This window comes from Streptomyces sp. NPDC079141 (assembly GCF_040686775.1).
GTDB lineage: Bacteria > Actinomycetota > Actinomycetes > Streptomycetales > Streptomycetaceae > Streptomyces.
In genome coordinates, this window is sequence record NZ_JBFBLP010000023.1 from 127234 (window position 1) to 150229 (window position 22996).

At 70.3% G+C, this 22996-nt stretch carries 17 protein-coding genes; 8 read left to right on the forward strand and 9 right to left on the reverse strand.

Annotation, left to right across the window (positions count from 1 at the left end):
* Positions 1-79 precede the first annotated feature (79 nt).
* The 4 genes from AB0Q90_RS38600 to AB0Q90_RS38615 all read right to left on the reverse strand — a co-directional run bounded on the left by AB0Q90_RS38600 (position 80) and on the right by AB0Q90_RS38615 (position 4446).
* Positions 80-961: an aromatase/cyclase gene (locus AB0Q90_RS38600; protein WP_363164004.1), complete on the reverse strand. Its 882-nt coding sequence runs from the start codon at positions 959-961 to the stop codon at positions 80-82.
* Positions 962-990: 29 nt separating this feature from the next.
* Complete coding sequence (locus AB0Q90_RS38605; RefSeq protein WP_363164005.1) at positions 991-1830, reverse strand: SDR family NAD(P)-dependent oxidoreductase; 840 nt, start codon at positions 1828-1830, stop codon at positions 991-993.
* Between the two features lie 109 nt (positions 1831-1939).
* A complete protein-coding gene (locus AB0Q90_RS38610; protein ID WP_363164006.1) occupies positions 1940-3193 on the reverse strand; it encodes a beta-ketoacyl synthase N-terminal-like domain-containing protein in 1254 nt (417 codons plus the stop codon).
* A complete protein-coding gene (locus AB0Q90_RS38615; protein ID WP_363164007.1) occupies positions 3190-4446 on the reverse strand; it encodes a beta-ketoacyl-[acyl-carrier-protein] synthase family protein in 1257 nt (418 codons plus the stop codon). The genes AB0Q90_RS38610 and AB0Q90_RS38615 overlap by 4 nt, the downstream gene beginning before the upstream one ends.
* 259 nt (positions 4447-4705) lie before the next feature.
* Here AB0Q90_RS38615 and AB0Q90_RS38620 point away from each other — a divergent pair, with 259 nt between their 5' ends.
* From AB0Q90_RS38620 to AB0Q90_RS38645, 6 genes are read left to right on the forward strand one after another with little or no spacing between them, the layout of a single operon-like run.
* Positions 4706-6544: a 2-oxoacid:acceptor oxidoreductase subunit alpha gene (locus tag AB0Q90_RS38620; RefSeq protein WP_363164022.1), complete on the forward strand. Its 1839-nt coding sequence runs from the start codon at positions 4706-4708 to the stop codon at positions 6542-6544.
* A complete protein-coding gene (locus tag AB0Q90_RS38625) occupies positions 6534-7547 on the forward strand; it encodes a 2-oxoacid:ferredoxin oxidoreductase subunit beta (RefSeq protein WP_363164008.1) in 1014 nt (337 codons plus the stop codon). Before AB0Q90_RS38620 ends, AB0Q90_RS38625 begins: the two co-directional genes overlap by 11 nt.
* A gap of 35 nt (positions 7548-7582) precedes the next feature.
* Positions 7583-8896: a cation:proton antiporter gene (locus AB0Q90_RS38630; RefSeq protein WP_363164009.1), complete on the forward strand. Its 1314-nt coding sequence runs from the start codon at positions 7583-7585 to the stop codon at positions 8894-8896.
* A 20-nt stretch (positions 8897-8916) separates the two neighbouring features.
* Positions 8917-10050 carry an acyl-CoA dehydrogenase family protein gene (locus tag AB0Q90_RS38635; protein ID WP_363164023.1) on the forward strand — a complete coding sequence of 378 codons (1134 nt, stop codon included), beginning with the start codon at positions 8917-8919 and terminating at the stop codon, positions 10048-10050.
* Positions 10047-11528, forward strand: a complete 1482-nt coding sequence (locus AB0Q90_RS38640) for an amino acid adenylation domain-containing protein (protein ID WP_363164010.1) — start codon at positions 10047-10049, stop codon at positions 11526-11528. Before AB0Q90_RS38635 ends, AB0Q90_RS38640 begins: the two co-directional genes overlap by 4 nt.
* On the forward strand, positions 11528-12037 hold the full coding sequence (locus tag AB0Q90_RS38645) for a flavin reductase family protein (RefSeq protein WP_363164011.1): 510 nt from the start codon (positions 11528-11530) through the stop codon (positions 12035-12037). The genes AB0Q90_RS38640 and AB0Q90_RS38645 overlap by 1 nt, the downstream gene beginning before the upstream one ends.
* Before the next feature lie 241 nt (positions 12038-12278).
* Here AB0Q90_RS38645 and AB0Q90_RS38650 read toward each other — a convergent pair whose 3' ends face one another.
* The 5 genes from AB0Q90_RS38650 to AB0Q90_RS38670 all read right to left on the reverse strand — a co-directional run bounded on the left by AB0Q90_RS38650 (position 12279) and on the right by AB0Q90_RS38670 (position 21048).
* Positions 12279-13781: an FAD-dependent monooxygenase gene (locus tag AB0Q90_RS38650; RefSeq protein WP_363164012.1), complete on the reverse strand. Its 1503-nt coding sequence runs from the start codon at positions 13779-13781 to the stop codon at positions 12279-12281.
* Between the two features lie 46 nt (positions 13782-13827).
* Positions 13828-15510, reverse strand: a complete 1683-nt coding sequence (locus tag AB0Q90_RS38655; protein WP_363164013.1) for a hypothetical protein — start codon at positions 15508-15510, stop codon at positions 13828-13830.
* Between the two features lie 272 nt (positions 15511-15782).
* Positions 15783-17411 (reverse strand): tryptophan 7-halogenase, encoded by a 1629-nt coding sequence (locus AB0Q90_RS38660; protein ID WP_363164014.1) that lies wholly within the window; start codon positions 17409-17411, stop codon positions 15783-15785.
* A gap of 206 nt (positions 17412-17617) precedes the next feature.
* Entirely contained in the window at positions 17618-19276 is a 1659-nt protein-coding gene (locus AB0Q90_RS38665) for an NAD(P)/FAD-dependent oxidoreductase (protein ID WP_363164015.1), read from the reverse strand.
* Positions 19277-19299: 23 nt separating this feature from the next.
* Positions 19300-21048 (reverse strand): NAD(P)/FAD-dependent oxidoreductase, encoded by a 1749-nt coding sequence (locus AB0Q90_RS38670; protein ID WP_363164016.1) that lies wholly within the window; start codon positions 21046-21048, stop codon positions 19300-19302.
* 381 nt (positions 21049-21429) lie between these two features.
* Between AB0Q90_RS38670 and AB0Q90_RS38675 the strand changes: the two genes are divergently transcribed.
* Together AB0Q90_RS38675 and AB0Q90_RS38680 are read left to right on the forward strand one after the other, a co-directional pair.
* Positions 21430-22179, forward strand: a complete 750-nt coding sequence (locus tag AB0Q90_RS38675; protein WP_363164017.1) for an ABC transporter ATP-binding protein — start codon at positions 21430-21432, stop codon at positions 22177-22179.
* Positions 22176-22910 carry an ABC transporter permease gene (locus AB0Q90_RS38680; protein ID WP_363164018.1) on the forward strand — a complete coding sequence of 245 codons (735 nt, stop codon included), beginning with the start codon at positions 22176-22178 and terminating at the stop codon, positions 22908-22910. Before AB0Q90_RS38675 ends, AB0Q90_RS38680 begins: the two co-directional genes overlap by 4 nt.
* Positions 22911-22996 lie beyond the last annotated feature (86 nt).

Sequence of the window (22996 nt, forward strand, 5' to 3'; positions counted from 1 at the left end):
TTACGGGGTGCCGCCTGCGCCCACCCGTGCCGCCCCAGGCGGCGCGCGTGCCCGCAGGCCGCGTCGGGGTCGGAGCCCCCTACTGCGCCCCCTCCGCATGCTCCTTAGCCCGGCGTAGTGTCGCCCTGCTGTTGCGGCCCAGGGCCTCTCGTACGGCCTCTCGGGCTGTTTGGTCGGCCAGGAGGACGTTGTGGCGGGAGGTGGCGAGGGTGGTGCCGTCTTCGAGTTGGCGGAGGGTCCAGGCGCCGGTGTGGGCGACCAGGACCGTGGGGGTGCGGATCTGTTTGTAGACGATGCTGCCGGCGTCGGGGCGGCAGATGCGGACCGACTCGCTGCGGTGCAGAGTCCCGTCGGGCCCCTGCGTGTCCATCACCATCCGCTGAACGCCCGGGACGGACTCGGTGAGGTCCAGCGCGGCCACGTGCGGCAGTCGCTCCGGCCAGCGGTCGGCCTCGTAGAGGAAGTCGTAGACCGCGGCCGGGGGCGCGACGATGCGCAGGCTGTCCTCGAAGGTGTAGGGCGTCCTCGGGCGTTCGGCCGCGATGCGGACGCCGGCCAGCTCGGCGGGGCTGTTCTGGTGGAGGGCGTGCAGCACGAAGTGTTCGTCGGACTCGGTCTCGAAGTCGTGGTGGAGTTCGAGGAGGGTCTGCCCGTCGCCCATGTCCTTGGCCAGCCAGCGCCCGCTCATCGAGGTCAGCGGCGGCGCGGGCTCGTCCTGCCGGAAGCTGATGGTGCGGGCGTGCGGGTCGAGGACCCGCTCGGAGGTCCAGGTGCGGATCTCCTGCCCGGCGAACGCCCAGATCCGGATGCGCTCGCGGCCCTCGCTGCGGGTCGCGCCCTCGACGTACTCGGTGTGGATGTTCGGCTCGAACATCAGCGGCCAGACGGTGACGTCCGCGACGAGCGCATGGACGGCGTCGGCGGACGCTGCGATCCGGGTGGTGTGGACGGTGAGTGGCATGCCGGTCCTGTCTCCTGTGCGTGACGTGGTCAGTAACTGCCCAGTCCGCCGCAGACGTTGATGGCCTGCGCGGTGATGGCGGCGGCGCTGTCCCCGACGAGGTGCCCGACGAGCCCGGCCACCTCCTCCGGGGTGGTGTAACGGCCCAGCGGAATCTTGGCGTTGAAGCGTTCGAGCACGTCGTCGGTGGTGGTGTCCCAGGCCGCGGCATAGCCCTGCCGGACCCGTTCGGCCATCGGCGTCTCGACGTATCCGGGGCAGACCGCGTTGACGGTGACACCGGTCGCGGCGAGTTCCAGGCCCAGCGCCTTGGTGAAGCCGACCACGCCGTGTTTGGAGGCGGAGTAGGGGGCACCGAGGACGACGCCCTGTTTCCCGGCGGTGGAGGCGATGTTGACGATCCGCCCCCAGCCCCGGTCGAGTGCGCCGCCCTGGCGCAGCATCTCGCGGCTGATCCGGAAGACGCTGTTGAGGTTGGTCTCGATGATGTCGAGCCAGAGTTCGTCGGCGATGTCGGCGGTGACACCACCGCCGCTGCGGCCGGCGTTGTTGACGAGGACGTCGAGCCGGCCGTGGCAGGCGACGGCGGCCGCGACGAGTTCGCGCGCCGCCTCGGGGTCGCGTACGTCGGCGGCCATGCCGTCCGCCTTCACGCCCTGCGCGCGCAGCGCGTCGACGGTCTCGGCCACGGCGTCCGCACTGCGGGCGCAGACGAACAACCGGTAACCCTCGCGGCCGAGTTGCTCGGCCACCGCACGTCCGATGCCGCTGGTCGCGCCGGTGACGAGAGCCGCCCGGTCGACGACCTCGGGTCCGCCGCCGCCCAGTGCGCCCGCCCAGGCGCCGGGCACAGCCTTGGGAATCGTCATGTCACCACCACCGCAGCCGAGTTGAATCCACCATGTCCACGCACCGGCATCAGCACGGCACGCGGGGCGCCCACGACCCCATCCCGGCGCCCGCCGTCGCCGAAGACCGTCATTTCACCACCACCGCAGCCGAATTGAACCCACCATGCCCCCGCGCCAGCACCAGCACCGCACGCAGCGACACCGGTCGCGGGGCGCCCGTGACGAGGTCCAGGTGCCAGCCGTCCCGGGGGCGGTCCACATGCACCGCGGGCGGCAGGACGCCGTCACGCAGGGCCAGCAGCGCCGCCGCCACATCGAGGGCGGAGCCACCGGCGCCGATCCGCCCGGTCATCGTCTTGGGCACGGCGACGGGGACGCCGTAGGGGCCGAAGAGCTCGCCGATCACGTGCGCCTCGGCCTCGTCCAGTTCGGGCACGCCGTAGGCGTCGGCGAAGACTGCGTCGACGTCGTCGGGGCCGAGTCCGGCGTCGGCGAGGGCGAGGCGGGCCGTGTGGCCGAGGTTGCCCGGGCCGGTGGGCGGGTCGAAGGCCGCCGCGTATCCGGCGATCTCGCCGAGGATCTCTGCGCCGCGCTCCTCGGCCGCCGCGCGTTCCTCCACGACCAGGTAGGCGGCGCCCTCGCCGGGCACATAGCCGGAGGCCTCGCGGTGGAAGGGGAGGTAGGCGCGGGCCGGGTGGCTGTGCGGGCTGACCCGTCCGGTGGCGAGGTGTCCGGCCCAGCCGAGCGGGCACAGTCCGGCGTCGGCGCCGCCGGCGAGGAACACCCCGGCGCCGTCGCCGAGTTGGCGCCGGGCCTGGCCCACCGCGTCGAGTCCCCCGCACTGCTCGGTGACCAGGGTGCCGCCCGCGCCGCGCAGTCCGTGCCGGATGGAGACCTGGCCGGTGCAGGCGGCGTAGAACCAGGCGAAGGACTGGTAGGCGCTGACGCTGTCGCTGCCGGTGCGCCAGAGGTTGCTCATCTCGTGCTGCCCGAACTCGTAGCCGCCGGCCGAGCTGGCGGTGAAGACGCCGGCTCCGTAGTGCGGCAGCGCGGCCGGGTCGACGGCCGCGTCCTGGAGTGCCTCGGCCGCGGCGGCGAGCGCCAGCCGGGTGAACCGGGCGGTCTGCGGCAGCAGTTGGCCGGGTACGTGCTGTTCGGCGACGAAGCCGGTGATCTCGCCGGCGACCGGCGTGCGGTTCAGGGGCGCGTCGCGGGCCGGGCGCAGGGCGCTGACCCCGCGCAGGGTGGCCTGCCACCAGGCGCGGGTGCCTACGCCGTTGGGGGCGACGACGCCGAGGCCGGTGACGGCCGCGCGCAGCCCGGCCCGGGGAGCGGCGGCGGTCTCGGGGCTCACGTGCGCCTTCTGGGTCCGGGTGCTCACTGCGGCTTCCTCAGGACGAGGGCGCTCTGCAGGCCGCCGAAGCCGCTGCCCACGCTGAGCACCGTGTTCAAGGGCTGTGCCCGTGCGGTCAGCGGTACGTAGTCCAGGTCGCATTCCGGGTCCGGGTGGTGGAGGTTGGCGGTCGGCGGGATCGCCCCGTGCTCCAGGGCGAGGGCGCAGGCGGCGGCCTCCAGGGAGCCGATGGCCCCGAGGGAGTGGCCGATCATCGACTTGATGGAGCTGACCGGCACGTCGTAGGCATGGCTGCCGAGGCTCTTCTTCAGGGCGCTGGTCTCGTGGACGTCGTTCTGCCGGGTCCCGGAGCCGTGGGCGTTGACGTAGTCGACGGCGTCGGCGGGCAGCCGGGCCTCGTCCAGGGCGGCGGTGACGGCCTGGGCGAGTTCGGTGCCGTCGGGGCGCAGTCCGGTCATGTGGTAGGCGTTGCCGCGGGTGGCGAAGCCGGCGATCTCGGCGTAGACGTGGGCGCCGCGGCGGCGGGCGTGTTCCTTCTCCTCGACCACGAGGATCGCGCCGCCCTCGCCGAGCACGAACCCGTCGCGGGTCCTGTCGAAGGGGCGGCAGGCCTGCTCAGGGTCGCCCTCGTGCGGGGTGGTGGCCTTGATGGCGTCGAAGGAGGCCGCGGTGATGGCGCAGACGGGCGCCTCGGCGGCGCCCGCGAGCATCACGTCGGCGGCGCCTTCGGCGATGATCCCGGCCGCGTGGCCGAGGGCGTCCAGGCCCGAGGTGCAGCCGGTGGAGACGAGGGCTACCGGTCCCTGCGCGGCGACGGTCCAGGCGACCTCGCGGGCCAGGGCGCTGGGCACCATGTAGTCGTACAGCTGCGGGACGGCGTAGGTCGTGTCGGTCTGCCAGTCCCGTCCCTCGTCGCTGAGCAGCGGGTAGGCGGCGTCCAGGCTGGTGGCGGCGCCGACCGCGCTGCCGATGCTCACGCCGGTGCGCAGCGGATCGAGGCCGCCGAGCGCCAGCCCGCTGTCGGCGATGGCCTCCCAGGCGCTGACCACGGCGAACTGCGCCGAGCGGTCCATGCGGTGGATCTCGCGTACGCCGAGGCCGGATGCGGCCGGGTCGAAGTCGGCCTCCGCGGCCACGCGGGAGCGGTAGGAGGAGGCGTCGAAGAAGGTGATGGGGCGGGTCGCGGCCCGGCCGCCGGTGAGCAGCGCCCAGTAGTCCTTGGTGCCGATACCGCCGGGGGCCACCACGCCCAGACCTGTGATCACTGCGCGTCGGGTCATGGGGGGGATGGTCGGCGCGCTCGCTCAAGGGGCGGTGGAGCGAGCGGGGCCCTGACCGGGGCGGACGGGTGTTGGCCGAGACCAGTTGGACACAACTGGTGCCGGGGCCACCGCTTCTTGACCACCTCTCAAGGAGACGTACCCAAACTGCAACCGCCGTGGGCACCCACGAGAGAGAGGTCGAGGCTCGGTGACTGCAGCTCCTCACCCCAGCACCCGTCCACCGGCGGTCTCGGACGCCCCTTCGCGGACCGAGCGCCTGTCCCGGGTGGTCATCCGTTTCGCGGGCGATTCCGGAGACGGCATGCAGTTGACGGGTGACCGGTTCACGTCGGAGACGGCGTCGTTCGGCAATGACTTGTCGACGCTGCCGAACTTCCCCGCCGAGATCCGCGCACCCGCCGGCACGCTGGGCGGCGTCTCCTCCTTCCAGCTCCATTTCGCGGACCACGACATCCTCACGCCCGGCGACGCCGTGGACGTGCTGGTGGCGATGAATCCGGCGGCGTTGAGGACGAACCTGCCGGATCTGCGTTCCGGTGGCGAACTCCTGGTCAACAGCGACGAGTTCGTCGCCCGTGCACTGACGAAGGCCGGTTACGACAGCTCACCGCTGGACGACGACTCGCTTCAGGGCTACCGCGTCCATCCGGTGCCGCTGACCAGCCTGACCGTCGAGGCGCTCAAGGAGTTCGGGCTGTCCCGCAAGGAGGCCGAACGGGCGAAGAACATGTTCGCGCTCGGTCTGCTGTCGTGGATGTACCACCGGCCCACCGAGGGCACGGAGAGGTTCCTGAGGTCGAAGTTCGCGAAGAAGCCGGAGATCGCGGCGGCCAACATCGCCGCGTTCCGGGCGGGTTGGAACTTCGGGGAGACGACGGAGGACTTCGCCGTCACCTACGAGATCGCTCCGGCGGCCGATGCCTTCGCCTCCGGCACCTACCGCAACATCTCCGGGAACCTCGCCCTGTCCTACGGCCTGCTCGCCGCCGCGCAACAGGCGGACCTGCCGCTGTTCCTGGGCTCGTACCCGATCACTCCGGCCTCGGACATCCTGCACGAGCTGTCCCGGCACAAGAACTTCGGTGTGCGGACCTTCCAGGCGGAGGACGAGATCGCCGCGGCCGGTGCGGCGCTCGGCGCGGCGTTCGGCGGGTCGCTGGCGGTGACCTCGAACTCGGGGCCCGGCATGGCCCTGAAGGGCGAGACGATCGGCCTGGCCGTGGCGCTCGAACTGCCGATGGTCATCATCGACATCCAGCGCGGCGGACCGTCGACCGGCCTGCCGACGAAGACGGAGCAGGCGGACCTGCTGCAGACGATGTACGGCCGCAACGGCGAGGCCCCGGTGCCGATCGTGGCCCCGGCCACGCCCGCCGACTGCTTCGACGCGGCGCTGGAGGCGGTGCGGATCGCGCTGACCTACCGCACCCCGGTGTATCTGCTCAGCGACGGCTACCTGGCCAACGGCGCCGAGCCGTGGCGGATCCCGGAGCTGCACGAACTCCCCGATCTGCGCGTGCACTTCGCCGACGGCCCGAACCACACCCTGGAGGACGGCACCGAGGTCTTCTGGCCGTACAAGCGGGATCCGCTGACCCTGGCCCGCCCGTGGGCGATCCCGGGCACGCCGGGCCTGGAGCACCGGATCGGCGGCATCGAGAAGCAGGACGGCACGGGCAACATCTCCTACGACCCGGCCAACCACGACTTCATGGTCCGCACCCGGCAGCGGAAGATCGACGGGGTCTGGGTGCCGGATCTGGAGGTCGACGACCCGCACGGCGCGAACACGCTGGTGCTGGGCTGGGGTTCGACGTACGGGCCGATCACGGCGGCCGTGCGCCGGCTGCGCACCGCCGGGGAGCGGATCGCGCAGGCGCATCTGCGTCATGTCAGCCCGTTCCCGCGCAACCTCGGCGAGGTCCTCGGCCGCTACGAGCGGGTCGTGGTGCCCGAGATGAACCTCGGTCAGCTCGCGACCCTGCTGCGCGCCCGCTATCTCGTCGACGTACACAGCCACACCCAGGTGAGCGGAATGCCGTTCAAGGCCGAGCAACTCGCCACCGCTCTGCAGGAGGAGATCCATGCCGGCTGACCTGCTCGCCCGTGACTTCAAGTCCGACCAGGAGGTGCGCTGGTGCCCGGGCTGTGGTGACTACGCGATCCTCGCCGCCGTGCAGGGCTTCATGCCCGAACTCGGTATCGCCCGGGAGAACATCGTGTTCATCTCCGGGATCGGCTGCTCCTCCCGGTTCCCGTACTACATGAACACGTACGGGATGCACTCCATTCACGGCCGGGCGCCGGCGATCGCCACCGGTCTCGCGGTCACCCGGCGGGACCTGAGCGTGTGGGTGGTGACCGGTGACGGCGACGCGCTCTCCATCGGCGGCAACCATCTGATCCACGCCCTGCGCCGCAACGTCAACCTCAAGATCCTGCTGTTCAACAACCGGATCTACGGTCTGACCAAGGGCCAGTACAGCCCGACCTCGGAGACCGGCAAGATCACCAAGTCGACGCCGATGGGCTCGCTGGACGCGCCCTTCAACCCGGTGTCGCTGGCGATCGGCGCGGAGGCCTCGTTCGTGGCCCGCACCGTCGACTCCGACCGCAAGCACCTCACCGAGGTGCTCCGCCAGGCCTCCGCCCACCCCGGTACCGCGCTGGTGGAGATCTACCAGAACTGCAACATCTTCAACGACGGCGCCTTCGAGGTCCTCAAGGACAAGCAGCAGGCCCAGGAGTCGGTGATCCGCCTGGAGCACGGGCAGCCGATCCGCTTCGGGGCCGACGGTGCCAAGGGCGTCGTACGCAACGCGGACACCGGCGAGTTGGAGGTCGTGGACGTGACCGACCGGAACGAGGGCCGGATCCTCGTCCACGACGCACGCTCCGCCTCCCCCCTGAACGCCTTCGCGCTCTCCCGCCTGGCCGATCCGCAGACGCTGCACCACACACCGATCGGTGTCTTCCGGGACGTCGAACGGCCGGTCTACGACACGACGATGGCGGACCAGCTGGACGCCGCCATCGAGCAGAACGGCAAGGGCGACCTCGCGGCCGTCCTCGCCGGCAGCGACACGTGGAGCCGCTGAATCGCTCCCGTCCCACCTGTTCGTAAGGAGATCGAGTGAGCTCCCCTGCCGCACACTCCGAGTGGCTGACCACAGCAGTGATCGGCGGCGTCGCCCTGACGCTGCTGACGGGTGTCGCTTTCGCGATCGGTGCCCGCCGAATCCGCCAGCCCGCAGTCGTCGGTGAGATCACCGCGGGTATCTGTCTGGGCCCGAGTCTGCTCGGTCTACTGCCGGGCGATCTGCCAGATCGCTTCTTTCCGGCCGAGGCACGGGCTCATCTGGGGACGGCGGCCCAGATCGGGCTCATCCTCTTCATGTTCGTCGTCGGCTGGGAGTTCGACAGTACGAGCTTCAGCGGGCGCCGCCGTTCCACGGGCCTCATCTGGCTGAGCTCCATCGCCTGCCCCCTGGCCCTGGGCATGGGCCTCGCCGCGCTGATCTACGGCACCTACGGCACGGTGGACGGCAAAGAGACGGGGATGTTCGAGTTCACCCTCTACCTCGGCGTGGCCATGTCGATCACGGCCTTCCCGGTGCTGGCCCGCATCGTCGCCGACCAGGGACTCCAGTTCAGCCGGCCCGGGGCGCTCTCGCTGGCGCTGGCCGCGGCCGACGACGTCCTGGCCTGGTGCATGCTCGCCCTGGTCGTGGCGCTGGTGACGGCCACCGGGACCGGCGCGTTCCTCACGATGCTCCTGTGGTCGCTGGTCTACGTCGCCGGGATGCTGTGGATCGTCAAGCCGCTGCTGCGCAAACTCAGCGACCGGATGCCGGAGTCGGGCATCCCGTACGTCATGGTGGTGGCCGCGTGCGGCGCCTTCGGCTCGGCCTGGCTGACCTCCGAGATCGGCATCCACGCCATCTTCGGCGCGTTCTTCTTCGGCCTGGTCATGCCGCGTGACCGCAAGGTGATGCAGGCGGCGTTCGGCCCCATCGAGCAGGCCGGCCGGCTGCTGCTGCCGTTGTTCTTCGTGGTGACCGGCCTGTCCGTCGACCTCACCGCGATCACCGCCAACGGCCTCCTGGTGATGCTGGCCGTCATCGCGGTCGCCTGCCTCGGCAAGCTGGGCGGCGTGGCGATCCCGGCCAAGCTGACCGGCATGAGCTGGCGGGACGCCACCACCCTCGGTCTGCTGATGAACACCCGCGGTCTGACCGAGCTGGTGATCCTCAACGTCGGCCTGCAACTGGGGCTGCTCAGTATCGAGTTGTTCAGCGCCATGGTCGTCATGGCCCTGGTGACCACCGCGATGGCGGCGCCGCTGCTGTCCGCCCTGCTGGCCCAGTCGAACGAGCGCGCCCAGCAGGAGCTGAGGAAGACCCGTCCCGTGGTCCTGCCCGACTCCGCGCTCACCCACCCAAAATGACCGAAAGGCAGGCACGCACCATGGACTTCGCCTGGACCGAGGAACAGCGGCAGGCATACGACCGGACCCTGGCCGCCGTACGCGAGGTCTTCCCCTCCGGTGTCGCGGCCGGCTACTACGACCGGAGTGACTGGACGCAGCTGGGCAAGCTCGGCCTGCTGGGTCTGTCCGTGCCCGCCGAGTACGGCGGCGGCGGGCTCGGCGCCCTGGACACCGCACGCCAGGTGGAGGCCCTCGGCCGGGGCTGCGACCGCACCGGGCTGGTCTTCGGCGCCTCCGCGCACCTGTTCGCCTGCGCGATGCCGATCGTGGACTTCGCGAGCCCGAGCCTGAAGTCCCGGATTCTGCCGGGGATGTGCACGGGCGAGCTGATCGCCGGCAACGCCATGACGGAGGACGAGGCCGGCTCGGACGTCTCGCGGCTGACCACGGTCGCGGAGCGCACCGAGGGCGGCTGGATCCTGAACGGCGAGAAGAGCTTCGTCACCAACGGTCCGGCCGCCGACGTGTTCACCACGTACGCGACCACGGACCCGAAGGCGGGCTATCTGGGCGTCACCGGCTTCGTGGTGGAACGTTCCGCCCCCGGTCTGACGATCGGTGAGCCCTTCGAGAAGATGGGCATGTCGCACGTCCCGGCCGGCCGGATCACCTTCGAGAACTGCTTCGTCCCCGACGAGCAGGTCCTCGGCGAGGAGGGCCAGGGCGGGTTCATCTTCCAGCACTCGATGGGCTGGGAGCGGGCCTGTCTGTTCGCCGGTTTCCTGGGGCTGGCCGACCATCTCCTGGACCGGGCCGTCGAACAGGCCCGCACCCGCAAGCAGTCCGGGCGCCGGATCTCCCGCTTCCAGGCCGTCTCGCACCGGATCGCGGACATGAAGCTGCGCACCGAGAGCGCCCGGCTGCTGCTCTACCGCGCCTGCTGGGAGATGGACCGGGGCGGCCCGGCCACCCTGTGGATCGCCCTGTCCAAGCTCGCCGTCTCCGAGGGCGTGATCTCCACGGCGATGGACGCGGTACGGCTCTTCGGCGGCCGGGGCTACCAGCGCGACGTGGGCATCGAGGCGGCCCTCAGGGACGCGGTGCCCTCCGTCATCTTCTCCGGCACATCGGACATCCAGCGCGACATCATCTCCAGGGAGCTGGGACTATGAGCACCAACGTCAGCCTGCACCGCCTGCTGTACGACTCCGCCCGGCGGCACCCGTACGCGGTGGCCGTGCACGGCGAGAAGGGCCCCGTCGACTACCGCACGCTGGACCGGCGCGCGGACCGGGCCGCCGCGGCCCTGCTGGCGAGCGGGGTGCGCCCCGGCGACCGCGTGATCATCTGGAGCCACAAGAGCGTCGACGCCATCGCCGTGATGCAGGCCGCCCTGCGCATCGGCGCCATCTACGTGCCGGTCACCGGCTCCAACCCGCCCGCCCGGGTGGCGCGGATCGTCGCCGGCTGCGCGCCGGCGCTGGTCGTCGCGGACGCGGGCGGCGTGGAGCGGGCCCGGGCGGCGGAGTGGGACGCGGCGCCGCTGGCCGGCTTCGACGAGCTGATCGGGCGGGCCGAGGAGGGCGCGCGTCCGCAGCACTTCGTGAACGGTCCGGACGACCCGGCGTACATCCTCTACACCTCGGGCTCCACCGGTGAGCCCAAGGGCGTGATGATCAGCCACCGCAACGCGCTGGCTTTCGTGGACTGGGCGGTCGAGGAGCTCCAGCTCACCGTCTCCGACCGGCTGTCGAACCACGCGCCGTTCAACTTCGACCTGTCCGTCTTCGACCTGTACGGCGCCTTCGCCTCCGGCGCCTCGGTGCACCTGGTGCCCGAGGAACTCGCCTACGCCCCGCTGCAGTTGGCCGAGTTCATGCGGCAGCGGCTGATCACGGTCTGGTACTCGGTGCCGTCGGCGATCAGCCTGATGATGCGCGAGGGCGGCCTGCTGGACGGGCCTCCCCCGTCCGCGCTGCGGGTCTGTCTCTTCGCCGGCGAGCCGTTCGCCATCCACCACGTCCAGGAGCTGCGCAAGAGCTGGCCCGGGGTGCGGCTGCTGAACTGGTACGGCCCGACCGAGACCAACGTCTGCACCTCCTACGAGGTCACCGAGGCCGACCTGGAGCGGGAGACCCCGCTGCCGATCGGCACGGCCTGCTCCGGGGACACCATCACGCTCGACGGGCCCGAGGGCGGCGAGGGCGAAGTGGTCGTCAGCGGTCCGACGGTGATGCTCGGCTACTGGGGGCGCGGGCCGCAGGAGGGCCCGTACCGCACGGGCGACATCGCCCGCCTGGGCGACGACGGGAACCTGGAGTACGTCGGACGCCGCGACCACATGGTGAAGGTGCGCGGCAACCGAATCGAGCTGGGCGAGATCGAGGCGGCCATCGGCACCCTCGAATCCGTCGCCGAGGTGACGGTTCTGGTGATCGGCACCGGCCTCACGTCCCAACTGCACGCAGTCGTCGTCCCGTCGCCGGGGCAGCGGCCGTCCCTGCTCGCCATCAAACGCCGTTGTGCGGAAAGGTTGCCCACGTATATGAACATCGACCGGTTGCACATCGCCGAGGATCTGCCGAGGACGCCGAACGGCAAGCTCCACCGTGCCGCGCTCGTCACGGCCGTCGAGGAAGGTGAGCTGTGATGACCACTGCCATGCCCACGATGGCCCAGTCCGTCGACATCCAGCTGTTCCGTACCGTCATGGCCTCCCTGGCGAGCGGGGTCTCCATCGTGACCACGCTCGACAAGGAGGACGAGCCCCGCGGGCTGACCTGCTCCGCGGTGTGCAGTGTCTCCGTGGACCCGCCGCTGCTGCTGGCGAGCGTCAGCAACCGCAGCGGCACGCTGCAGGCCGTGCTCGACCGGGCCGCGTTCTCGGTCAACATCCTCGGCTCCCAGGGGCAGACGGCTTCCCAGCTGTTCGCCTCCGGCTCGACGGACAAGTTCGAGCGGGTCCGCTGGACGCCGGGCCCGGCCACCGGTACGCCGCTGCTCCAGGTCACGGTCGGCCACGCGGAGTGCGAGCTGCACGACGCGGTCGAGGCCGGCGACCACACGCTGCTCATCGGGCGGGTGGTCGGGGGCGGTTCGGCCGACGACCGCTTCCCGCTGACGTACTGGCGGGGGTCTTACGCACGGCTGCTGCCGTAGGCAGCCTGACCTTCCCTTCCCAGCCCGTCGCCGCCCCGGTTCTTCTGCCGGGGCGGCGACGGGCTTTGCGTGCGCCGAGTTGCGCCGTCTGTCCGCGCGCCGTACGGAGTTGCGCAGCCCGGCGCTGCGGGGGTGCCGTCCTTCTTTGGCAGCGGGTGCCGCCCCAGCGGCACGACGGCCCGCGGGACATGCAAGTGCCGCCTCCCCGAAGGGCGGCGGCACTTGGTGGAGCGGGCCTGGGTCAGATGCGCACCCACCGCAGCAGCGCCGCCGGAAGCTCCACGCGGGCCCGGTCACGCGGCCCCGCCCAGGCGCAGTAGCCGTCCGGGCGGACCAGGATCGTCTCGGGGGTCTGCCAGGGGCCGGCGTCGGCCAGGATGCGGCCGGTGAGGCGGACCAGCCTGCCGTCCGTCTCCGGGATGCCCGGCAGCAGCGGCGCGCCCTTGCCGGAGTCGATGAGGATGAAGTTGCCGAGGCGCAGCGCTTCGAAGAGGCTCTGCGCGGGCTGTCCGGGGGTGGCGATCGTGAGGTCGGGGACGCGGGTGCCGACCAGGGACGTCGCGCCGACGGCCGCGGCCATCGCCTTGTAGCGCGTGGCGATGCCCGACAGGTGCCCGACGGCCGTCTGGTGGGTCCTGGGGATCCGGCTGGCCACGGAGATCACGGCCTTGCGGGCGGCCCGCGCCGGCAGCCGGTCGGAGGTCATCATGCGGGTGGCGATGTCCGTCACCTTGATGACGCCCTGGGAGACGGGGCGCCGCTCCGCCGCGTAGGTGTCGAGCATGTCGTCGGGGGCCCGCCCGGTGACCACGGCCGCCAGCTTCCAGCCGAGGTTCATGGCGTCCTGGATGCCGAGGTTGAGGCCCTGCCCGCCGAGCGGCGAGTGCACGTGCGCCGCGTCACCGGCGATGATCATGCGCCCCTTGCGGTAGAACTCCGCCTGCCGTTCCTGGATGCGGAAGCGGGAGGTCCACAGCGGTTCGCTGGGCCGCATGTCCCGGCCGAACAGCTTCTTGAGGGTCTGCTCGACCTCGACGAGCGTGACCGGCGCGTCCGACCAGGGCTTGTCCCGGTCGATGACGCCCATGCGGTACCAGCCGTTGCCGAAGTCGGTCGCCACGACGAGCCCGGCGCGGCCGACCCGGATGAGCAGCTGGTCGTCGAGCGGGATGCCGAGCTTCACATCGGCGACGATGATCGTGTACGGGTAGGTGGCGCCGGTGAAGTCCGCGCCCATGGACTCCCGCACCTGGCTGCGCGAGCCGTCGCAGCCGACCAGCCAGGGGGCACTCTCCTCCCAGGTGCGCCCGTCCTTCTCCATCGTGCAGTGGACGATGGCGCCCTCCTGCCGGCAGCCGACGAGGGTGACGCCCCGTTCCACGGCCGCCCCGAGGTTCAGGGCGCGCTTCTCCAGGATCTCCTCGGTCTGCCCCTGCGGGATGATGGTGAGCTGCCCGTACTCCGAGGCCAGCTTGCCCATGTCGAACAGCGAGTTGCCGAGCGAGACCCGCACCCGGGGCACGGGGTTGGCGCGCTGCAGCACCTCCTGGGCGACCCCGCGCATGTGCAGGACCTCCATGGTGCGTCCGTGCAGTCCGAGCGCCCTGGACTCCCGGGTGCGGTGCTCGCGACGCTCGACCACCCGGCAGCGCACGCCGGCGAGGGCAAGTTCACCTGCGAGCATCAGCCCCGTGGGTCCCGCCCCGGCGATGATGACGTCAAAGGCTTCAGTGTTGGTGTCCACGACAATGGACCTCTTCTATCGGGTTGTTCCGGTGGAGGGTGCAGCCTCAACGCGAGGCGGCCGAGGTGACCGAGGTGACGTTGTCGCGTGTGAGCAGCCGGCGGAAGTCCGCCGGGGCGGCGGTCTTGACCCACCACAACATCTTCAGTCGCTTGGGAAGGGTGAAGTGGTAGACCCTGGCGTCGGGATCGCCGAACGCGTACAGCGGCGGTACGAACTTCTCCCTGCGCAGGTCGGCGAAGATGGCGTCCGCGGCCGATGACGCGGAGACCTCGCCGGTGTCGACCCGCTCGACGGTGGTCAGAGCGCGGTCGATGAGCCCCCGAAGCCCTTCGGGAGCGTGGAACCAGATGCCGCCGAGTTCGAACCGTTCGACGGGCGTCCAGTCCCGGCCCCCCGCGCTCGACTCGCAGTCCAGCCGGGCCCGCTTGAGCGAGAGGTCGGCGAGGATCTGCCAGAGGAGCCAGACGCGGGAGAAGGAGTTGTAGAGCTGGAAGTCCCGGCCGGCGATGCGCGCGCAGCGCAGCCAGCGGTCGTTGAAGGCGCCGAGTTCGTCCTGGAAGGCGGCGATGCGGGCGAACGGCGCGGTGGCGAAGTCGTCGCGGCGCACGGCCGGGATCAGCGCGGTGGCGAGGGCGTGCACCAGTTCCGTGGCCATGGTGACGTCACGGGAGAGGAACAGGTCGTTGCGGGCCGCGGTGCGCTCCAGCGCGAACCAGCGCTCCCCGTAGGTGTTGGAGGCGGTCCGCTGCCACAGCGCGGTGCTCGTCCACGGGCGGACCGCGGTGGCCGAGGCGAACTGCCGCTCCAGGTCGGGGTACTGCTCGACCACGGCCCGGAAGGCCTTGTCGGGATCGTCCGGGAGGTCCTCCCAGCGGCCCGGGTCGAGGCTGAGGGTGACGCCGGTGGCGGGGTTGGCGCCGTCGGCGTGGTTGTCGAACCGGACCAGCTGGATCCAGCCGCCGTCGAACAGGTGGTGCACGGTGCCCAGGGACCAGTCGGTGGCGCGCGGGTAGTCCGCGGTGTCACGGACCTCCTCGAACCGCGCCACGCCCGTCATGTGGGTGGACAGCACGCGGGAGCGCAGCCCGAGCCGGGGCTCGGGGTCGTCGCCGCCGTTCTTCGCCACCAGGAAGGAGCCCGGTCCGCTGACGTCCACGAGGTAGCGGGCCCGCCAGACATGACCGTCGGTGGTCTCCACCCGAGCGCCGTCGTCCTCGGTCCAGGCGTCGGTCGCGTGCACCCCGTGCGGCAGGACCGCGGCGCCGTAGCGGTGCGCCAGGCGCAGGGTGTAGTCGTCGACGGTGCGCCGCTCCAGGTGCCATTCGGCGTGCTCGCCGGGGACGTTGAACTGGATGCTCTCGGCGGGGCTCTGCGGCATCCCGGGCCGGTGGTAGAGGAAGCCGAGGCTCTTCTTGATGCCGCTGTCCCGGCGGATGTCCGCGGGCAGGTCCGGGAAGAGGCCGAAGGCGGCGATCTCCGGGATGTCGAAGCGTTTGGCGAGCAGCAGGAAGACCTCGGCCGTGTACGGGACGGTGGTCTCGCCGGACGGCTCGGTGCGGTCCTCGGCGCCCGGGACGACCAGCACCCGTACGCCCTGACGGGCCAGGACGGCGGCGAGCAGGCCGCCCGCCAGGGTGCCGCCGAGGACGGCGACGTCGTACTTCTCCCGGTGGTCGGCGGGCGGGGCGGCGCGGTCGGCGGTCGTGCTGGGACGCTTGGTCTTCATGGAGTCGACTCCCCTCGGTTCACGGTTCCTTCCGGTCCCTCATGTCCCGGCGGAGCCCCGACGCGGTGCGGGACCCGACAGCCGGCCGGCCCGGAGCCGGTCGGCTCCGGGGTTGTTCACGAGGGGAAACGTGCTGTCGATCGGAGCCCGGTGGCCTCGGGGGCGGCTGGTCGCCGCCTGCGTCGTGCGCCGGGTGAGCGGCACGACAGGCCCGGGCCACCGGGCGGCGCTCACGCTCGGGGTGCCAAGGGTGAGCGCCGGCCGGGTGGGCGTCAGAAGATGCGCCGGCCCTTGAGCTTGGCCTTGACGGCCTCCTTGGCATTGCCCCGCATCATCCGCTTGACGACGGGGTCGGCCTCGGTGTGCAGCCAGCGCGCGGTCTTCGCCATCACCTTGGCGTTGGGGATCATGAAGCGCAGGTCGCGCTCGGCGAACCCGAAGTGCTTGGGCACGAAGTTCGCGCTCTCCAACTGGGCGTAGACGGTGTCGGCCGCCTCGCGCGCGGTGACCTTGCCGGCCTCGTAGTTGAGGCACTCCTCGACCATGGAGTCGTACAGGCCCTTGAACCCCTCGTGGTCCGGCCAGTACAGGCCGAGGTAGGGGGCCTTCTCCAGGTCCTTGAAGTGCTGGTCGCGGCCGTCCTTGAAGTACTTGAACAGGCCTTCGGACAGCCGGTAGGTGCCGGCGTTGGCGCCCCAGGACCAGATCCGGTAGACGGCCGTCCACAGGTCGTAATCGCTGAAGGAGATGAAGGAGGCGTTGACGAGCGAGTCGTTGTAGTCGAAGAGCCCCTGCTGCATGCGGTCGACGTACTCGAAGCGCTCGCCGGAGAAGTCGCCGTCCTTGACCGCGTCCAGCAGCCGCCACGACAGGCTGTTGATGGCCTCGGCGGTGTTCGACAGGCCGCGGGAGTAGAGCGGGTCGATGAAGCCGGCGGCGTGCGAGAGCAGGAACCAGCGGTCGCCGGCGGTCTGCCGGGAGGAGTACTGGAGGCGGTCGGTGGAGACCCAGGGACGGACGGCGCGCGCGCCCTCGTACTGGCGGGCGATGTCGGGGAAGCGCGCGGCGTAGTGGTGGAACTCCTCCTCCGGGGTCAGGTCCGCGGACTTGGGGTACTTGCGCGGGTCGAGGGTGAGACCCACGCTGCACAGCGGGTTGCGCGACCACTCGTGGTTGTCGAAGCCGATCACCCAGAACCAGCCGCGCTCGAAGAGGTGGTGCACGGTGCCCTGGTACCAGGGGGCGGGCGGGGTGTCCTCGGGGCCGCGGTTCCACAGGTCGTCGGTGGGCCGCACTCCGGCCATGTGGTTCCAGATGGACCGGGAGTGGTGCTTGAACCTGCAGGGGTCCTCCCGCAGGTTGAACTTCTCCGCGAGCGGGGAGCGGTAGCCGCTCGCGTCGACGACGTACCGGGCGCGGTACTGCTCGCCCGCGGCGGTGCTCAGGGTGACGCCCGCGTCGTCGAAGTCGACGTCGGCGACCTTGAAGTTCTGCCGGGCCACGGCGCCGTACTTCAGGGCGACATGGAACATGTACTGGTCGGTGTCCTGCCGGTACAGGTGGCTTGCCTCGTGCAGCAGACCCGGGGTGCCGAACTGGTTGGTCTCGCGCGGATCCTGGGGCTCCCCCTCGTGGTGCAGCAGGAACCCGAAGTGCTTCTTGACCCCGAACTTGGGGCCGAGCAGCTTGGTCGTGTTGGTGAAGGTGGCCAGCGTCTTGATCTCGGGCACGTCATAGCGCTCGGAGAGCGTGCGCAGGCAGACGAGCGTGTACGGGATGGTCGACTCACCGATGGCGAAGCGAGGGTGGGCCGAGGCGTCCAGGAGCAGAACCTTGACGCCGTTACGGGCCAGGATGGCGGCGAGCATGGAGCCGGCTATGCCGGACCCCAATATGGCCACGTCGTGTATTTCTCCCGGACCGGAAGTCCGGGATTCCCCAGCCAGCGACGTGGACGATTGGGACGTCATCCCATTCTCCTTACGGATTACCGGTCTCCTCGACGGATCTCCGGCATGTTCTTCCTAGATCGCGCGGCCCGCTCAACGAGCGAACGGCCGGCGGGACGTGATGTCCCGCCGACCGCGGACGGGCCCGCAGGAGGCGCTCAGAAGATTCGCTTGCCCTTCACGAAGTGCTTGATCGCCTCGACCGAGGTCCCGACCATGTACGGCCGCATGTCCGCGGGCGACTTGGTGCGGGACCAGAGCAGCATCTTGCGCAGCCGCTGCGGGTTCGGGTTGATGAACCTGACGTCGCGCTGTGCAATCTCCAGGGACGGCGGGATCCAGTCGGCCTTGCGCATCTTGTCGAACAGCCGGTCTGCCGCGTCCTGGGAGTCCATTTCCCCTGCGTCGACGGCCTCGCAGTAGTCGGCCATCTCGTCGAAGATCTGCCGGTACTCCGGCTTGTCCGGCCACCACAGGCCGGGGCTCGGCACGTCCTCCAGTGCCCGCCAGATACTCGGGTCGTTCTGCCTCCGCGCCTTGAGGTCCTCGTGGATGACCCGGAAGGCGCCGGGCAGGGAGCCGTAGCTCCAGATCCGGAAGACCGCGTTCCAGAGGTCGTAGTCGGAGAAGCTGATGAACGCGGAGTTGACCAGGCGGTCGTTGAAGTAGAGCAGGTTCTGCTCCAGCTTCTCGACGTACTCGAACTGCGCCGGGTCGAAGTTGTCCTGCTTCAGCGCCCGGATCAGGCGCCAGGCCAGGACGTTGAGGATCTCGGCGGTGTTGGACAGGCCGCGCGAGAACAGCGGGTCGACGAAGCCGGCCGCGTGCGGCAGCAGGACCCAGCGCTCACCGACGACCTGCTTCGACGAGTACTGCAGCCGGTCGGTGCCCACCCACGGACGCACACTCTTCGCCCGGGCCAGCTGCCGCTTGACCAGCGGGAAGCGGTCGACGTGGTGCCAGAACTCCTGCTCCGGCGTCATGTCGCCGGGCTTCGGGTAGCGACGCGGGTCGAGCTGGAGGCCGACGCTGCACAGCGGGTTGGTGCTCTTCGGGTGGTTGTCGAACGGGATGATCCAGAACCATCCGCGGTCGAACATGTGGTGCATGGTGCCCTCGTGCCACGGCCGCGGGGGCACGTCGTCGGGGCCCATGCGGACATGGTCGTCGACCCGGTCGACGTTGATCATGTGGGTGAAGATCGAGCGGGCGTGGTGCTTGAGCCGGCACGGCTCGTCCCGCAGGCCCAGCTGGTCCGCGAGCGGAGAACGGAAGCCACTTCCGTCGACGACGAAGCGGGCGCGGTGGGTGGTGCCGTCCTCACCGATGACCGTGACGCCGTCGTCGTCGAAGTCGACCTTCTCGACGCGGTAGTTCTGCAGCGCGGTGCAGCCGTACTTCAGCGCCACATGGAACAGGTACTGGTCGATGTCCTGGCGGAAGTAGTGACTCGCCAGGTGCAGGACCTTCGGCAGCCGGAACTGGTTGATCTCCCGCGGGTCCGGCTCCTCGCCGTCACGGTGGATCATGAAACCGAAGTGCCGCTTCAGGCCCGAGGAGGTGCTGATGTACTGGTTGCACTCCTCCAGGCTGCCGAGGTGCCCGATCTCCGGTACGCCGTAACGGTGGGCGAGCATCCTCAGGTGGACCAGCGTGTAACCGACCGTCGACTCACCGATCGCGAAGCGCGGATGGGACCCGGCGTCCAGGAGCAGAACCTTGTTTCCGGCCTTGGCCAGTATCGCGCCGAGGACGGACCCGGCTAAGCCCGTGCCGAGTATGACGACGTCGTACTTTTCGCTCGACTGCTGCTTCATCTCACTCCCCGTGTCGGTGGACATCAGCTCGCGCTTGCGTTGCGGTGCTTGATCACCTTGCCGATCACAGGCCAGTAGGCGGCCATGTGCTTGAGCTCCTCGGTGACCTTGAACTCCTCCTTGTCGAACCGCTTGCGCAGGAAGAGGGTGAGACCTTCGTAGACGAGATCGCCGATCTCGTCCGGAGCGTCCTTCTTCGCCCACTGGAGCGTCTGAAGGACCTTGACGGTCGTGGCGTCGGTCCAGTGGTTGTCGGGCTCGGCGAGACCGAAGGCGGGGGGCACGAAGTCGGCCGCGCGCAGCTGCGCGAGGATCTCGTCCGAGGCCTTGCGCGGGTCGGTCTCCCCCTTCTGGACCTCCTGCACCAGGGTGCTGACGTTCTTCAGCAGCTGGCGGACGGGGGCGTAGTCGGGGATCGCGCCGTCGGGGGCCTGGCGCTCCAGGCGTTCGAGGCCGGCCGGGTCCCGGTCGTCCAGGAAGGTGGCGTAGGCGCGGTTGATCTCGAACGTGGCGAGGATCTGGCCGAGCGACCACACCCGGAACCACGCGTTCCACAGGAACCAGCTGCCGAACGACGTGTAGGCGTTGGCCACCAGGTCGTCGTTGAAGTCGAGCAGACCCTGCTCCAGCTCCTGGACGTAGGAGAACCGCTCCTCGGAGAAGTCGTCCTCCTTGATGGCGTCCAGCAGGCGCCAGCCGAGGGCGTGGATGATCTCCATGGTGTTGGACAGACCGCGCGAGAAGAGCGCGTCCACGAAGCCGGCGGCGTGCGAGGTCAGGCACCAGCGGTAGCCGACCGTCTGCTTGGAGGAGTACTGGAGGCGACCGGTGCGCACCCAGTCCCGGGTGGAGACCGCGCCCTCGAACTGCGGGGCGATGTCCGGGTACTTGGCGATGAAGCGGCGGAACTCCTCCTCGGGGGAGCAGTCCGGCTGGGGGTGGATGCGCGGGTCGAGGTTGAGGCCGACGCTGCACAGCGGGCTGGTGTGCAGGGGGTGGTTGTCGAAGGGGATGACCCACATCCAGCCGCCCTCGAAGAGGTGGTGGAGGGTTCCCTCGCTCCAGGGGCTCGGGTTCTGGTGCGTGCCCTTCGGGACCGTGTCCTCGTACGGCTTCACGTTGATCATGTGCGTGAACAGCGAGCGCGAGTGGTGGCGCAGCCGGCTGGGCTCCTCGCGCAGGCCGAACTTCTGGGCCAGCGGCGAACGGTGGCCGCTCGCGTCCACGATGAACTTCACGCGCACCGGGTCGCCCTTGTCCGGGATCACCGTGACGCCGTTGTCGTCGATGTCGACATCGACGATCTTCGTCTGCTGACGGACCTCCGCGCCGTACTTGATGGCGACGTTCAGCATCCAGGAGTCGGTGTCCTGGCGGAAGAAGTGGTTCTCGGTGTGCGTGATCTTCGGGATGGGGAACATGCTGGTCTCGACGGGGTTCTGCTTGGCGCCCTCGCGGTGGTAGAGGAAGCCGAAGTTGCGCTTCACACCGCAGTTGGTCGAGATCTTCGACTGAACCGCCTCGAAGGTCGTCAGCCACTTGATCTCGGGAACCCGGTACCGCTCGCTGACCAGCCGCATCATCATCGAGGTGTACGGAATGGTCGACTCGCCGATGGCGAAGCGGGGGTGCGTGCCCGCGTCGAGGACGAGGACTTTCGCACCGTTGTTGGCGAGACAGGCGGCCAGTGTCGTACCAGCAAGGCCGGACCCGAGAATGGCCACGTCGTACTGCGGCGCCGTCATCGGTTTCGGCGTGGTGGCAGGGGGCATCAGATCTCTCCTCAGTGGTCCCGGCATGTGGCCTCGGCATCCGTTTCGGCACACCGTAGGAACACCGCCTTGAGGCCGACTCGGCCACCGCTCAGGGCCGCCTCACTGCGGCCCGGCCGCACGGCGGGGGCATAGCGTCCGTCTCTCCTCCGTCGTCCGGGCTGCCGGCCGGGCCGGGAGAGCCCGGTCGAGACCGGCTCACCCGAAGGTTGCAGTCCGCTGGACCCGCCGCCGGACGGGTCCGACCACCCCTGCCCCATCGAGTGGGCTTCGAGCGGGCGGGGCGACCCTGGCAGATCGGATTGTGAGCGTCCCGTCTCGCCCCACCCCTCACCGCTCAGACCCGTCTGCCTGCCACCACTCACCGAGGACTTGACGCCCATGGCAGTACGCGTATCCGGCCTCGTCGTCCGACGCGGAGGAAGGGAAATCCTCCGTGGGATCGACTGTGCCGTCCCCGAAGGAAGCGTCACCGGACTGCTCGGCCCCAGCGGCTGCGGGAAGACCACCCTGCTCCGCTCCGTGATGGGCCTGCAGCGCCTGACCGACGGAACCGTGACGGTGCTCGGCCGCCCCGCCGGGCACCGGAGCCTGCGCCGGTCCATCGGCTACTGCCCGCAGACTCCCTCCGTCTACCTGGACCTGACGGTCCTGGAGAACATCCGCTACTTCGCCTCGGTGATCGGGGCCTCGCCCGCCGACGCCGACCGTGTCCTGGACACCCTGCGCCTGAGCGACCACCGGCACCAGATCGTCGCCTCCCTCTCCGGCGGGCAGCGCTCCCGCGCCAGTCTGGCCGTGGCCCTCCTGGGCGAGCCGAAGCTGCTCGTCCTGGACGAGCCGACCGTGGGCCTGGACCCGGTGCTCCGCCTGGAGTTGTGGGACGCCTTCGCGGAGATCGCCGCCCGGGGGACCGCGCTCCTGGTCTCCAGCCATGTCATGGACGAGGCCGCCCGCTGCCACGAACTGCTGCTCATGCGCGACGGTGTCCTGCTGGCCCAGGAGAGCCCGGACTCCCTGCGGGCGCGAACCGGCACCCAGGACCTCGAACAGGCCTTCCTCAGTGTCATCCGCGAGCACGAGGCGCGGAATCCCCCCGCCGGACACACCACGGAGCAGATCGCGTCATGAATCCCGTCATCGCCCTCGCCACCGCCCGCCGCGTCCTCGCCCAGTTGCGCCACGACCGCAGGACCCTGGCCATGGCACTCGTGGTCCCCACCCTGCTGATGGTCCTCCTGCGCTTCGTCTTCGACGAGGAGGCGGCCTTCGACGCGGTGGCCCCCGCCCTGCTCGGGCTGCTGCCCTTCCTGGTGATGTTCCTGATCACCTCGGTCAGTACGCTCCGGGAGCGCACCAGCGGCACGCTGGAGCGGCTGCTGACCCTGCCCACCGCCAAGCTCGACCTGCTCCTCGGCTACGCCCTCGCCTTCAGCCTGGTCTGCCTGGTCCAGGTGGCCCTCGCGGTGGCGGTGTCCCTGTCCTGGCTGGGCCTGGACATCACCGGTCCGCTGTGGATGCTCTTCCTCGTCGCGGCCCTGGACGCGCTCCTGGGCACCGCCCTGGGGCTCCTGGTCAGCGCGTTCGCCCGGACGGAGTTCCAGGCGGTGCAGTTCATGCCGGCGGTGGTGCTGCCCCAGGTGCTGCTGTGCGGTCTGTTCACCCCCCGCGATCAGATGGCGAGCTTCCTGGATTACCTCTCCGACGTGCTGCCGCTGTCGTACGCCGTGGACGCGATGACCGAGCTCAGCCGGCACACCGGCATCGGCGCCGACCTGGTCGCCCAGGTCTCCGTCATCAGCGCCGCCCTGCTGCTGTCCCTGGTGCTCGGCGCGGCCACCCTGAGGCGGCAGACCGCCTGAGCCCCTACGGCAGCCGGCGGCGGCCCCCGCCCGGGCGGGGCCGCCGCGGCGGGCGGGGCGGGGCGGGCGCAGGGAACGAAGGAGAC